Source organism: Bordetella genomosp. 13, assembly GCF_002119665.1.
GTDB lineage: Bacteria > Pseudomonadota > Gammaproteobacteria > Burkholderiales > Burkholderiaceae_B > Bordetella.
The window spans coordinates 3,678,165-3,691,408 of sequence record NZ_CP021111.1 but is presented as its reverse complement, the minus strand read 5'-3'; the positions used below and the strand labels follow the sequence as shown (position 1 = coordinate 3,691,408).

General features: G+C 68.1%; 11 protein-coding genes. 8 read left to right on the top strand and 3 right to left on the bottom strand.

Annotation, left to right across the window (positions count from 1 at the left end; genetic code table 11):
- Positions 1-35: 35 nt before the first annotated feature.
- From CAL15_RS16535 to CAL15_RS16505, 7 genes are all read left to right on the top strand, one after another.
- Entirely contained in the window at positions 36-1,934 is a 1,899-nt protein-coding gene (locus CAL15_RS16535; protein ID WP_086079598.1) for a dipeptide ABC transporter ATP-binding protein, read from the top strand.
- A 63-nt stretch (positions 1,935-1,997) separates the two neighbouring features.
- Entirely contained in the window at positions 1,998-3,551 is a 1,554-nt protein-coding gene (gene gsiB / locus CAL15_RS16530) for a glutathione ABC transporter substrate-binding protein GsiB (RefSeq protein ID WP_086079597.1), read from the top strand.
- A 122-nt stretch (positions 3,552-3,673) separates the two neighbouring features.
- On the top strand, positions 3,674-4,594 hold the full coding sequence (gsiC, locus tag CAL15_RS16525; protein ID WP_086079596.1) for a glutathione ABC transporter permease GsiC: 921 nt from the start codon (positions 3,674-3,676) through the stop codon (positions 4,592-4,594).
- Between the two features lie 64 nt (positions 4,595-4,658).
- Positions 4,659-5,537, top strand: a complete 879-nt coding sequence (gene gsiD / locus CAL15_RS16520; RefSeq protein ID WP_086081142.1) for a glutathione ABC transporter permease GsiD — start codon at positions 4,659-4,661, stop codon at positions 5,535-5,537.
- Between the two features lie 124 nt (positions 5,538-5,661).
- Entirely contained in the window at positions 5,662-6,774 is a 1,113-nt protein-coding gene (locus CAL15_RS16515; protein WP_086079595.1) for a DmpA family aminopeptidase, read from the top strand.
- A gap of 33 nt (positions 6,775-6,807) precedes the next feature.
- On the top strand, positions 6,808-7,626 hold the full coding sequence (locus tag CAL15_RS16510) for a M55 family metallopeptidase (protein ID WP_086079594.1): 819 nt from the start codon (positions 6,808-6,810) through the stop codon (positions 7,624-7,626).
- A 7-nt stretch (positions 7,627-7,633) separates the two neighbouring features.
- Complete coding sequence (locus CAL15_RS16505; protein ID WP_086079593.1) at positions 7,634-9,442, top strand: aminopeptidase P family protein; 1,809 nt, start codon at positions 7,634-7,636, stop codon at positions 9,440-9,442.
- A 5-nt stretch (positions 9,443-9,447) separates the two neighbouring features.
- Here the strand turns inward: CAL15_RS16505 and CAL15_RS16500 are convergent, their stop codons facing one another.
- From CAL15_RS16500 to CAL15_RS16490, 3 genes are read right to left on the bottom strand one after another with little or no spacing between them, the layout of a single operon-like run.
- The gene (locus CAL15_RS16500) at positions 9,448-10,047 is read right to left on the bottom strand and encodes a YitT family protein (protein ID WP_198299070.1); all 600 of its coding nucleotides are present in this window, start codon (positions 10,045-10,047) and stop codon (positions 9,448-9,450) included.
- A 45-nt stretch (positions 10,048-10,092) separates the two neighbouring features.
- Entirely contained in the window at positions 10,093-11,124 is a 1,032-nt protein-coding gene (locus CAL15_RS16495) for a GlxA family transcriptional regulator (protein ID WP_086079591.1), read from the bottom strand.
- Entirely contained in the window at positions 11,099-12,073 is a 975-nt protein-coding gene (locus tag CAL15_RS16490) for a tripartite tricarboxylate transporter substrate-binding protein (RefSeq protein ID WP_086079590.1), read from the bottom strand. The genes CAL15_RS16495 and CAL15_RS16490 overlap by 26 nt, the downstream gene beginning before the upstream one ends.
- On the opposite strand from CAL15_RS16490, the gene CAL15_RS16485 reads away from it, so the two are divergent.
- A complete protein-coding gene (locus CAL15_RS16485; protein WP_198299069.1) occupies positions 12,051-12,950 on the top strand; it encodes a DJ-1/PfpI family protein in 900 nt (299 codons plus the stop codon). The genes CAL15_RS16490 and CAL15_RS16485 overlap by 23 nt on opposite strands.
- Positions 12,951-13,244 lie beyond the last annotated feature (294 nt).

Sequence of the window (13,244 nt, the reverse complement as noted above, 5' to 3'; positions counted from 1 at the left end):
TTATTCACGCAGTCTGCAAGATAGGAACATTCAAGATGGTTGAGCGCGCATCCTCCCTGGCGCTGCCCGAGAACCGGGTGGTGCAGGTCGAAGACCTGACGGTGAATTTCGTCACGTCGGAGCGCACGGTCGAGGCGGTGCGCCGCCTGTCGTTCCACGTCGACCGGGGCGAGACCCTGGCCATCGTGGGCGAGTCGGGCTCGGGCAAGTCGGTGACCTCGCTGGCGCTGATGCGCCTGGTCGAGCACGGCGGCGGCCGCATCGTCGACGGGCGCATGGCCCTGCGCCGCCGCAGCGGCGCGGTCATCGACCTGGCGGGCGCCAGCCAGCGCGCCATGCGCGGCGTGCGCGGCGCCGACATGGCCATGATCTTCCAGGAGCCCATGACCTCGCTCAACCCGGTCTTCACGGCCGGGGACCAGATCGCCGAGTCGATTCGCCTGCACCAGGGCATGGACGCCGCCGCCGCGCGCGCCGAGGCGCTGCGCATGCTCGAGCAGGTGCGCATTCCCGAGGCCCGCTCGGTGATGGACCGCCACCCGCACCAGCTGTCCGGCGGCATGCGCCAGCGCGTGATGATCGCCATGGCGCTGGCCTGCAAGCCCGCGCTGCTGATCGCCGACGAACCCACGACGGCGCTGGACGTGACCATCCAGGCGCAGATCCTGCAACTGATCCGCCAACTGCAGGACGAGATGCAAATGGGCGTGGTGTTCATCACCCACGACATGGGCGTGGTGGCCGAGGTGGCCGACCGCGTGCTGGTGATGTACCGCGGCGACAAGGTCGAGGAAGGCCCGTCGGAACGCATCTTCTCGGAACCGCAACACCGCTATACGCGCGCGCTGCTGTCGGCCGTGCCGCGTCTGGGCGCCATGCAGGGCACCGACCTGCCCGAACGCTTCCCGCTGGTGCAGGTGGACGGCAAGGCGTCGGCCGATGCGGCGGCGCCCGTGGCAGCTCCCGCGGCGGCCCCTGTCGCGGCCGCTGGCGCGCAACGCCAGCCCGTGCTCAGCGTGCGCGACCTGGTCACCCGGTTCGACCTGCGCGGCGGCATCTTCAGCCGCGTGCAGCGTCGCGTGCACGCCGTCGAGAAGGTCAGCTTCGACCTGTACCCCGGCGAAACCCTGGCGCTGGTGGGCGAGTCGGGCTGCGGCAAGTCCACCACGGGCCGCTCGCTGCTGCGCCTGGTCGACAGCCAGTCGGGCAGCATCCAGTTCGGCGGCCGCGACATCGTCCAGCTGCGTCCCGCCGAGCTGCAGTCGCTGCGGCGCGACATCCAGTTCGTGTTCCAGGATCCCTTCGCCTCGCTCGACCCGCGCGTCACGGTGGGCTTCTCCATCATGGAGCCGCTGCTGGTCCACGGCGTGGCCAAGGGCAAGGAAGCCGAGCGCCGCGTGGCCGAGCTGCTCGAGCGCGTGGGCCTGCCCGCGGAAGTGGCGAACCGCTATCCGCACGAATTCTCAGGCGGCCAGCGCCAGCGCATCTGCATCGCGCGCGCCCTGGCCCTGAATCCCAAGGTCGTGATCGCCGACGAATCCGTGTCCGCGCTGGACGTGTCGATCCAGGCGCAGATCGTCAACCTGCTGATCGACCTGCAGCGCGACCTGGGCATCTCGTTCCTGTTCATCTCGCACGACATGGCGGTGGTCGAGCGCGTCAGCCACCGCGTGGCGGTGATGTACCTGGGCCAGATCGTCGAGATCGGCCCGCGCCGCGCCATCTTCGAGAACCCGCAGCATCCCTATACCAAGAAGCTGATGGCGGCGGTGCCCATCGCCGACCCGGCACGGCGCCATCGCAAGCGCACCTTGCTGTCCGACGAGATTCCGAGCCCGATCCGCAAGCTGGGTGACGATCCGGTCGTCCAGCCGCTGGTGGCCGTCGGGCCCGATCACTTCGTGGCCCGCCACAGCATCGGCGGCGCGTACTGAAGTCCATTTTTCTTGCAGTCCTCTTCCACCAACACCGACCTCTCCGCAAGACAGGAGCCTTACATGAAGAACGTATTGCGCCCCACGAAGATCATTGCCGCCGCCGCGCTGGCTTTCGGCGTACTGGCCTCGCCCGTGGCGCTGGCCGCCAAGGACGTGACGCTGGCCGTGGCCATCGCATTGGAAACGCTGGACCCCTACAACACCAACAGCACGCTGAACCAGGCGGCCGGCAAGGCCTACTACGAAGGCCTGTTCGAGTTCGACAAGGACCTGAAGGTGCAGAAGGTGCTGGCCACCGACTACACCGTCAGCGAAGACGGCCTGGTCTACACGTTCAAGCTGCGCCAGGGCGTCAAGTTCCATGACGGCACCGACTTCAACGCCGAAGCCGTCAAGATCAACTTCGACCGTCCGGCCAACCCCGACAACCGCCTGTCGCGCTACATCCAGTTCAGCGTGATCCAGCAGATCGACGTGATCGACCCCTACACCGTCAAGATCACGCTGAAGAAGCCGTTCTCGGCCTTCATCAACGCGCTGGCCCACCCCGCCGCCATGATGATCTCGCCGGCCGCGCTGAAGAAGTACGGCAAGGAGATCGGCTTCAATCCCGTGGGCACCGGTCCGTTCCAGTTCGTGGAGTGGAAGCCGGCCGAGTACCTGAAGGTCAAGAAGTTCGACGGTTACTGGAAGAAGGGCTATCCGAAGATCGATACGCTGACGTTCCGCACCGTCACCGACAACAACACCCGCGCGGCCGTCGTGCAGACCGGCGAAGCGCACTTCGCGTTCCCGGTGCCGTTCGAGCAAGCCTCGGTGCTGGCCAAGAACGACAAGATCGAGCTGGTCGACCACAAGAACTCGATCATGGCCCGCTACATGTCCATGAACGTGATGCAGAAGCCGTTCGACAACGTGAAGGTGCGCCAGGCCATCAACTACGCCATCAACAAGCAGGCGTTGGCCAAGGTCGCGTTCAACGGCTACGCCACCGTGGTCGACGGCGTGGTGCCGCAGGGCGTGGACTACGCGCACAAGATCGGCGCGTGGCCCTATGACCCCGCGAAGGCCAAACAGCTGCTGGCCGAGGCCGGCTATCCCAACGGCTTCGAAAGCACGCTGTGGTCCGCCTATAACGACGGCACGTCGGTGAAGGTGGTGCAGTTCCTGCAGCAGCAGCTGGCCCAGGTCGGCATCAAGGTGTCGGTGGAGGTGCTGGAATCGGGCCAGCGCGTGCAGCGCGTGCAGCAGGTGCAGAAGCCCGAGGACGCCAAGGTGCGCATGTACTACGCCGGCTGGTCGTCGTCGACCGGCGAGGCCGACTGGGGCCTGCGTCCGCTGCTGTCCACCGCCGCCTTCCCGCCGGTGCTGAACAACGTGTCGTACTACTCGAACAAGAAGGTCGACGAGGACATCGCCAACGCGCTGGCCACCGTCGACCGCGAACAGAAGACCAAGCTGTACAAGGACGCCCAGGAAACCATCTGGAATGACGCCCCGTGGGCCTTCCTGGTGACGCAGAACAACCTGTACGTCCGGTCCAAGAACCTCTCCGGCATCTACGTCGAGCCCGACACCTCGTTCTGGTTCGGCGACATCGACCTGAAGCAGTAACCCGCGAGCCTCGAGCCCGCGAGTCGTGAAACTCGCGGGCGACAAACCCGCGGGCAGTAAAACGCGATACGCCGCGCCGGCCGCAGGGACTGTCCTGGCAGCCGGCGCCGCAGGAATTCTCAATGTTCACCTACATCGTCAAACGCCTCCTGGGCATGATCCCCACGCTGCTGCTGGTGGCGGTGGTCGTGTTCCTCTTCGTGCACATGCTGCCGGGCGATCCCGCGCGGCTGGCCGCCGGACAGGAAGCCGACCAGGCCACGGTCGAGCTGGTCCGCAAGGAACTGGGCCTGGACCTGCCGCTGCCGCAGCAATTCGTGCGCTACTTCAGCCACATGCTGCAGGGCGACCTGGGCACCTCGCTGCGCAGCAAGCGCCCCGTGGCCACCGAGATCGCCGACCGTTTCATGCCCACCCTGTGGCTGACCCTGGCCAGCATGGTCTGGTCCGTGGTGTTCGGCATGATCATCGGCATCGTGTCGGCCGTGTGGCGCAATAAATGGCCCGACCGCCTGGGCATGACGCTGGCGGTGTCCGGCATCTCGTTCCCGGCGTTCGCGCTGGGCATGGTGCTGATGCAGATCTTCTCGGTGAATCTCGGCTGGCTGCCCACCGTGGGGGCATCCACCTGGCAGCACTACATCCTGCCGTCCATTACGCTGGGCGCGGCGGTGGCCGCCGTGATGGCGCGCTTCACCCGCGCCTCGTTCGTCGAGGTCATCCAGGAAGACTTCGTGCGCACCGCGCGCGCCAAGGGCCTGTCCGAACGGGTGGTGGTGACCAAGCACACGCTGCGCAACGCGCTGATCCCGGTGGTCACCATGATGGGCCTGCAGTTCGGCTTTCTGCTGGGCGGCTCGATCGTGGTCGAGACCGTGTTCAACTGGCCCGGCCTGGGCCGGCTGCTGGTCGACGCGGTGACCCAGCGCGACTATCCCGTGATCCAGGGCCTGGTGCTGCTGTTCTCGCTGGAATTCATCCTGATCAACCTGATTGTCGACGTGCTGTATGGCGTCATCAATCCCAGCATTCGCTACAAGTGAGGGCGGCATGAGCAATATCGAAACCGCCTCGGCCACCACCGACGCCGCCGCCGGCGGTCCGGGCATGGCTCCGGCCGTGCAGGCGCAGGCCGCCGTACGCACCCCCGCCACGGAGTTCTGGCGCAAGTTCCGCAAGCAGAAGCTGGCGCTGGGCGCCGGCGCCTTCGTGCTGCTGCTGGTGCTGGCCGCGGTGGTGGCGCCGTGGATCGTGCCGTTCGACGCCGAGAACTTCTTCGACTATGACGCGATCAACGCGACGCCGTCGTGGACGCACTGGTTCGGCGTGGACTCGCTGGGCCGCGACATCTTCAGCCGCGTGCTGATGGGCGCGCGCATCTCGCTGGCCGCCGGCTTCCTGTCGGTGGCGCTGGGCGCCGTCGTGGGCACGTTCATGGGCCTGATGGCCGGCTACTACCAGGGCTGGTGGGAGCGCATCACCATGCGCATCTCGGACGTGCTGCTGGCCTTCCCGGGCATGCTCCTGGCGATCGGCGTGGTGGCCATCCTGGGTTCCAGCATGGTCAACGTGATCGTGGCCGTGGCAGTGTTCAGCGTGCCGGCCTTCGCCCGCCTGGTGCGCGGCAACACGCTGGCCATCAAGCAGATGACCTACGTCGAGGCCGTGCGCAGCGTGGGCGCGTCCGACTGGACCATCATCATGCGCCACATCCTGCCCGGCACCATCTCGCCCATCGTGGTGTATGGCACCATGCGCATCGGCACTTCCATCATCACGGCGGCCAGCCTGTCGTTCCTGGGCATGGGCGCGCAGCCGCCCACTCCCGAGTGGGGCGCCATGCTGAACGAGGCGCGCGCCGACATGGTCCTGGCGCCGCACGTGGCGATCTTCCCGGCGCTGGCGATCTTCCTGACCGTGCTGGCCTTCAACCTGCTGGGTGACGGCCTGCGCGACGCGCTGGATCCGAAGATCGATCGCAAGTAAGCGGGCCGCAGCCGCGCCGCATGGCGCGCGCCGTCCCGCGGCAATCACGCTGCCGGCCGGCCCCGGTGGGGCCGGCCGGTTCTTTTTCAGTACAGAAGAGGCCGTGCCCCGGCACGGACGCACCATGCAGGAAACCTCCGCCATTCAGCCGCGCATCGGCGCGCTGCCCGCCGGTCCGCGAGACGCGATCAGCGACGTGCCCGGCGTCACGGTCGGCCATTGCACGCTCGCCGACGGCCCCTTGCAGACCGGCGTGACCGTGGTGCGGCCGCACGGCGGCGACCCCTATCGCGACAAGGTCCCCGCGGCGGCCACGGTGCTCAACGGCTTCGGCAAGAGTATTGGCCTCGTCCAGGTGGCCGAGCTGGGCGTGCTGGAGACCGACATCGCGCTCACCAACACCTTCGGCGTGGGCACGGTCGCCAATGGGCAGATCCGCAATGCCGTGGCCGCCAATCCCGGCATCGGCCGGGAGCTGCCCACGGTGAACCCGCTGGTGTTCGAATGCAACGACGGCTACCTGAACGACATCCAGGCCCTGGCATTGACCGAGGCGCACTACCGGCAGGCATACGAGGGCGCTGCCGCCGGGTTCGAGCAGGGCTCGGTGGGGGCGGGGCGCGGGATGTCGTGCTTTTCCTTCAAGGGCGGCATCGGCTCGGCCTCGCGCGTGGCCGAGGTGCAGCCCGGCCTGCGCTACACCGTGGGCGCGCTGGTGCTGGCGAACTTCGGCCGGCTGCCCAACCTGATCGTGGCCGGACGCCCGTTCGGCCGGTTGCTGGCCGAACGCATGGACCGGCAGGATGCCGCGCCGGCCTCGGCTGCGGCTGCGGCGCCCGCCACTCCGGTCGAACCGGAGAAGGGCTCGATCATCCTGCTGGTGGCCACCGACGCGCCGCTGGACTCGCGCCAGCTGCGCCGCCTGTCGCTGCGGGCCGGCGCGGGCCTGGCGCGTACCGGGTCGGTGTTCGGTCACGGCAGCGGCGATATCGCGCTGGCCTTCAGCACGGCGTATACCGTGCCTCATCTGGCCGAGCGGGGCATGCCCTCGGTGGCCATGCTGCACGAGACGCGCATCGACCGGCTGTTCGAGGCCGCCGCCGAGGCCTGCGAGCAGGCCATCGTGGCTGCGCTGTGGCGCGCCGAAACCGTGGCCGGGCGCGATGGGCATGTGCGGCGCGCCATCGTCGAGGCCGCGCCGGAATGGCGGCGCTGGCTGGCCGACACGCAGCTGTGATTCTTCGACATTTTCCTTTCTGCCGTATCCATCATGAAAATCCTGATTTCCACTGACATCGAAGGCGTGGCCGGCGTATTCCACGCCGAGCAGGTGCGCCCGGGCAATGGCGAGTATGAACGTGCCCGCGCCTGGATGACCGCCGAGGCCAACGCCGCGGTGCAGGGCGCCTACGCCGGTGGCGCGACCGAAGTGCTGGTGAACGATTCGCACGGCGGTTTCCGCAATCTGCTGCCCGACCAGCTGGACGAGCGCGCGCGCCTGGTGCTGGGCAAGCCGCGCTACCTGGGCATGATGGGCGGCCTGGAGGAACCGTGCGACGCGGTCTTCATGATCGGCTACCACAGCCGCGCCCAGGGCCGCGGCGTGCTGGCGCACACCATCAACAGCTTCGCCTTCGCGCGCGTGTTCTTCAACGGCATGGAACTGGGCGAGGCGGGCCTGTACGGCGCGCTCGCGGGCGAGCTCGGCGTGCCGGTCGTGCTGGGCACGGGCGACGACGTGTTCATCGCCGAAACCCGGTCGCTGTTTCCGGGCGCGCACTGGGTGCAGACCAAGGTGGCGCACGGGCAGGGCAGCGGCATCACGCTGTCGCCGGCCGCCGCGCGGGGCGCCATCGCCGAGGCGGCGCAGGCCGCCATCAGGGACATCGGGCGCGTCGCTCCTTTCCGCATCCCGGGCCCGATAGAATGCCGGTTGCAGACCCAGAGTTCGGCGCTGGCCGACCTGTTCTGCACCTGGCCGACGCTCGAGCGCGTCGACGGCGTCACGCTGCGCTTCACCGCCGACAGCGTGCAGGCCGCGATCCGCATGCTCAACAGCCTGGCGGCCATGTCCTTCATGTTGCGCTGAGGATCCCATGTCATCCATACCGACCCGTATTGCCGATCTGCGCCAGGCCATGCGCCGCCGCGGGCTCGATGCCTGCATCGTGCCATCCGCCGACCCGCATCTGTCCGAGTACCTGCCCGAGCGCTGGCAGGGCAGGCGCTGGCTGTCGGGCTTCACGGGGTCGGTGGCCACGCTGGTCGTCACGGCCGGCTTCGCGGGGCTGTGGGTCGACAGCCGCTATTGGGTGCAGGCCGAGGCGCAACTGGCGGACACCGGCATCGCGCTGATGAAGATCGCCGCGGCCAACCAGCCCGGACACGTCGCCTGGCTGGCGGCGAACCTGCGCGCTGGCGCGCGGGTGGGCGTAGACGGGCAGGTGCTGGGCCTGGCGGCCTGGCGCGCGCTGCTGGGCGCATTGGCGCCGGCCGGCATCGAGCTCGACATCGAGGCCGACCTGCTCGATGAGATCTGGGTCGACCGGCCCGGCCTGCCCACGGCGCCGGTCTACGAGCACCAGCCGCCGCACGCCACCGAATCGCGCGCCGAACGCCTGGCTCGCGTGCGCGAGGCGATGGACCGGCATGGCGCCGATGCGCACCTCGTCAGCACGGTGGACGACATCGCGTGGATCTTCAACCTGCGCGGCGCAGACGTCGACTACAACCCGGTGTTCCTGGCGCATGCGCTGATCGCGCACGATCACGCGACGCTGTTCGTCGGCGCGGGCAAGGTTCCCAATGCCCTGCGTGCCGCGCTGGCGGCCGATGGCATCGACGTGCTGTCGTACGAGCTGGCGGCCGAGGCCCTGGGCTCGCTCGAGCGCGACCAGACCCTGCTGATCGATCCCGCGCGCGTCACGTGCGGCGTGTTCCGCCTGATGGACCCCGCGGTGCCGCGCGTCGAGGCCATCAATCCTTCCACGCTGTTCAAGTCGCGCAAGAGCGAGGCCGAACTGGTCCACGTGCGCGCCGCCATGGAGCAGGACGGCGCCGCGCTGTGCGAGTTCTTCGCCTGGTTCGAAAGCGCGCAGGGCAGCGAGGCCATCACCGAACTGACCATCGACGAACGCATCACCGAGGCCCGCGCGCGGCGTCCCGGCTATGTCTGCCCCAGCTTCGCCACCATTGCCGGCTTCAATGCCAACGGCGCCATGCCCCACTACCGCGCCACGCCCGAATCGCATTCGCTCATCGAGGGCGACGGCCTGCTGCTGATCGATTCCGGCGGGCAGTATCACGGCGGCACCACCGACATCACGCGCGTGGTGGCGGTGGGCACGCCCAGCGCCGACCAGAAGGCCGACTTCACCCGGGTGCTGAAGGGCATGATCGCGCTGTCGCTGGCCTCGTTCCCGCGCGGCGTCGCCTCGCCCATGCTCGACGCCATCGCCCGTGCGCCCATCTGGGCGACCGGCGGCGAATACGGCCACGGCACGGGCCACGGCGTGGGCTACTTCCTGAACGTGCATGAAGGCCCGCAGGTCATCTCGTATCGCGCCGCGCCCGGCCCGCACACGGCCATGGAGCCGGGCATGATCACCTCCAACGAACCGGGCCTGTACCGGCCGGGCCGCTGGGGCGTGCGCATCGAGAACCTGGTGGCCAACCGCACCTGGCTGGAAAGCGAGTTCGGCGAGTTCCTGTGCTTCGAGACGCTGACGCTGTGCCCGATCGACCGGCGCTGCATCGACGTGTCCTTGCTGGACGCCAGGGAGATCGCCTGGCTCGACGACTATCACCGCACGGTTCGCCATCGCGTGGCGCCGCTGGTGGAGGGCGAGGCGCTGGCGTGGCTGACGAAGTACACCGAGCCCCTGGCCCGGCACGCCGCCGCGTAGCACGTTCAGCCGTAATACCGCCCTGGCTTGTGCCAGACGATGACCATGGCGTTCATCGCCAGGGCCCCGCCGAGCGACCACGCCACGGTCGGCCAGGGCAGCAAGGCCGCGGCAATGGCGAACAGCACGGCATCGAACAATAGCTGTCCCATTCCGGCATTGAAGCCATGGCGCTTCTGCAGCCACAGCACCACCACGCCCGTGCCGCCCAGCGACGCGTTGTGGCGAGCAAGAAACAGAATGCCCGTGCCCAGCAGCGTGCCGCCGCCCAGCGCGGAGAAGGCGGGGCTGATATCGGACACGACCAGCGCCGCGCCGAGCAGGTCGATGCTCGTGCCGAGCACTGCTGTGACAGCCAGCGTCTTCAGGCCGAATGCGCGTCCCATCGCCGCGAAGGCGAAGACGATGAACGGTGCGTTCATGATCCACACCAGCGTACCCACGGGTTGCTGCGTGAACAGCGACGCCAGCAGCGATATGCCCGCGACGCCGCCGGTGACCATCCCGCCGCGGTGCAGGATGGTGATGCCGATGGCGCAGAAGAACACGCCGATCGCGATTCCGTAGATGTCCTCGCGGACGGTATGGGCGGGGGCATGCTTCATGCCGGGACGTCGATCGGTAAGCGAAGGGTGCATCTGGGGAACCGACTATACCGTGGCGCCGCCGCCATCCGTACGGAACGCGGTGGGCGACACGCCCAGTCGCCGTTCGAACGCGCGCGCCATCTGCTGGCGGCCCGAGAAGCCGCAACGCAGCGCGATCTTGTCCATCGACTGGTTGGTGCCCGACAGCAATTCCCGGGCCAGGTCCACCTGGGCCGCGCGTATGTACTGGTTCGGCGACAGGCCGAAGACTTCCTTGAAGGTGCGCGCCAGTTGACGTGCGCTGAGGCAGACGTGCTCGGCGACTTCCTCCACCGTGACGCCGTGTTCCAGACGCGACAGTATGAAGTCGGTGGCTCGGCGCACGCGGTCCGAAGACCCGCCATACGCCGTCAATGCCGCGCTGTGTTGCCCCTGGCCGGGCGCGCGCACGCGGTAGATGACGAGTTCGCGGGCGATGGCGAGCGCCAGATCCCTGCCGAAATCCTCGTCCACCAGGCCCAGCGCCATGTCGATGCCGGCGGCCGCGCCCGCCGCCGTGAACGTCTTGCCTTCGCGGCAGATCAGAGCGTCCGTGTCCACGCGCACGCCGGGATACTGCTGAGAGAAATGCCGGACGTGCTGCCAATGCGTGGTCGCCGGCTTGTCCTCGAGCAGGCCCGCCTCTGCCAGCACATAGGCGCCGGTGCACACGGAGCCCAGCCGCCGTACGCGCGGCTCGACCGCCAGCAGCCAGTTTCGCAGCTGGAGGTCGTGCTTGGCCTGCATCACCCCGGGCCCGCCGGCGACGATCAGCGTGTCGAACGCGCAGATGTCCGGGGATGGCAGCGCGGCGCTTTGCAGGCGCAGGCTGGACGATGTGGAAATTTCCCCGCCGAACGATGACACCGCCGTGACGCGATAGCGATCCGGCTCGCCCGGGTGGCGCAAATGGTGATTGGCGCGAGTGAACACATCGGCCGGGCCGGTGGCGTCCAGGAGCAGGACATCGTTGAAAACCACGATGCCGATCTCGCGAGTGCCGCTGGCCGGCATGCGCGTGACGGTCGATTCAGTCTGCGACGAACCCGATTTCATTGACGAGCGCTTTCCACTGGTCGAATTCCCGCTTCATGGTGCTTGCCAGGGCAGCGGCATCGCCCTCGCCGATCTCAAGTCCCGCGGCCAACAGCGCCGCCCGGACCTTCTCGTCGCCCACCACGTCGCGTACCGCGGCCCGGTACCGCGCGACGGTTTCGGCGCCGGCATTGCGCGTGAGGAAGTACGAGAACCATTCCTGGTTCATGAGGTTGGAAAAGCCTTCCTCGGCGAACGTTGGAACGTCCTGCAGCTGCGACGCGCGAGCCTTGCCGGTGACGGCGAGGATCCTGAGCTTGCCGGCGCGGTGGTGGTCCAGGATATCACTGGGCGTCAGGAATGCGAACGGCACTTGACCCGACAGCACGTCGGCCAGCGCAGGCGCCGAACCGCGATAGGCCACGTGCGTGAAGTCGCTGCCCATCGCACGCTGCAGCAGCACACCCGAGAAGTGGAACACGCTGCCCGACGCCGGTGAGCCGTAGAACCCGAGCTTGGGATTCTGCCGGATCAGGCCTGCCACCTCCTTCACGCTGTCGGCCGGCACCGACGCGGCCCGCACGAACGCGATCGGAGCCGTGGCGACGGTTCCGATGGGCACGAAGTCCTGGAACGGGTCGTAGGGAAGGTTGCGATAGGTGTGGGGATAGATGACCATGGACGAGCCGATGGTCTGCAGCAGCATGCTGCCATCCGACGGGCCGGTCTTGGCCTGGGCGATGGCCAGTTGCCCACCCGCGCCGGACCGGTTCTCCACGATCACGCTGGCCTGCAGCCGCGCGGCCAGCGCCGGGGCAACGAGGCGCGCGATCCGGTCTCCGGTGGCGCCCGGTGGGAATCCCACCAGCAGGCGCACCGTACCGGCCTGCTGGTCCTGGGACATCGAAAGGGCTGGGCGCATCAAGGCGAGGCCGCCCAGCGTCAGCATGAGTCTGCGTCTGGTGTTCATGATCGGTTTTTTGTATGACCGCCGAAGGGCGGTTCCCCTGGACGCAAGTGTCGCCGTCTACGGCGCCCGGCATCCGACATTCTCGTGCCATTCCCGGACATCGTGTTCGCGCCTGCATGTCCCGAAATGCCTCGACTTTGTCCGGCGCGCGCGGCATGCCGCGGGCAAAGTGGTTCGCATGACTACCGAACCCAAAACCCGCATCGGGATGCTCGTCTTCCCGATGGTCACGTCGCTGGACATCCTCGGCCCGTTCGAAGTGCTTGCGCGCGCGTCGGACTGCCGCGTCGAACTGGTGTGGAAAGACCGGCAACCCATCAAGGGGGACACCGGCCTGGCCATCACGCCGGATCGCGGCTTCGGCGATGCGCCGCAGTACGACGTTTTGGTCGTGCCGGGCGGCCCGGGGCAGACTCCCATGATGGAGGATGCCGAGGTGATCGGCTTCCTGCGCAGGCAGGCGCCCGGCGCTGGATTCGTCACCTCTATCTGCACCGGATCGCTGCTGCTTGCGGCGGCGGGATTGCTGGCGGGGCGCAAGGCGACGTGCCATTGGCTGTCCATCGACCAGCTTGCGCTGTTCGGCGTCGAGATCGTGCCGGAGCGGGTGGTGGTGGACGGCAATCGCATCACGGGCGCGGGCGTCACATCCGGACTGGATTTTGCCTTCACGGTGCTCGCCGCGATCCGTGGCGAGGAAGAGGCGAAGGCTTTGCAGTTGCTGATGGAATACGATCCCGCTCCGCCGTTCCAGAGCGGACATCCCCGCGTGGCGGCGCCCGAACTGACCGAGAAAGTCCGGCTCATGGCGCGCAACATGCTGGAGCGGCGCCTGGAGGTTTCCAGACGGGTCGCCGAGGCCGCGAAGCAAGGCTGACGGCGTAATCGTCCGGCGCCGGCCGCGCACGCGGATACGCGGTTTCGCGGTTTCGCGGATGGCGTCAGCCAGCCCTGGCCGGCCTCGCAATGAGGCGCGGCACGCGGGCCCTTGCGGCATGGCCGTCTCTACTTGGGGCGCTCCCTCCATGCCAGCGGCGATTTTGTAAGTAACGGTACCCGCACCGCCGGGACCCCCCAGGCTTGCACGGGAAAACCCGCTGACCGCCACTGGCCATGGCTATAATCCAAATTTCCCGCAAGCACCCACGGGGATGCAAACCCGCCGGGTGCC

Coding starts and splice junctions, on each gene's coding strand:
- CAL15_RS16535 (WP_086079598.1), top strand. CDS start 36: ATGGTTGAGCGCGCATCCTCCCTGGCGCTGCCCGAGAACCGGGTGGTG.
- gsiB (WP_086079597.1), top strand. CDS start 1,998: ATGAAGAACGTATTGCGCCCCACGAAGATCATTGCCGCCGCCGCGCTG.
- gsiC (WP_086079596.1), top strand. CDS start 3,674: ATGTTCACCTACATCGTCAAACGCCTCCTGGGCATGATCCCCACGCTG.
- gsiD (WP_086081142.1), top strand. CDS start 4,659: ATGGCTCCGGCCGTGCAGGCGCAGGCCGCCGTACGCACCCCCGCCACG.
- CAL15_RS16515 (WP_086079595.1), top strand. CDS start 5,662: ATGCAGGAAACCTCCGCCATTCAGCCGCGCATCGGCGCGCTGCCCGCC.
- CAL15_RS16510 (WP_086079594.1), top strand. CDS start 6,808: ATGAAAATCCTGATTTCCACTGACATCGAAGGCGTGGCCGGCGTATTC.
- CAL15_RS16505 (WP_086079593.1), top strand. CDS start 7,634: ATGTCATCCATACCGACCCGTATTGCCGATCTGCGCCAGGCCATGCGC.
- CAL15_RS16500 (WP_198299070.1), bottom strand. CDS start 10,047: ATGAAGCATGCCCCCGCCCATACCGTCCGCGAGGACATCTACGGAATC.
- CAL15_RS16495 (WP_086079591.1), bottom strand. CDS start 11,124: ATGAAATCGGGTTCGTCGCAGACTGAATCGACCGTCACGCGCATGCCG.
- CAL15_RS16485 (WP_198299069.1), top strand. CDS start 12,051: ATGAGTCTGCGTCTGGTGTTCATGATCGGTTTTTTGTATGACCGCCGA.
- CAL15_RS16490 (WP_086079590.1), bottom strand. CDS start 12,073: ATGAACACCAGACGCAGACTCATGCTGACGCTGGGCGGCCTCGCCTTG.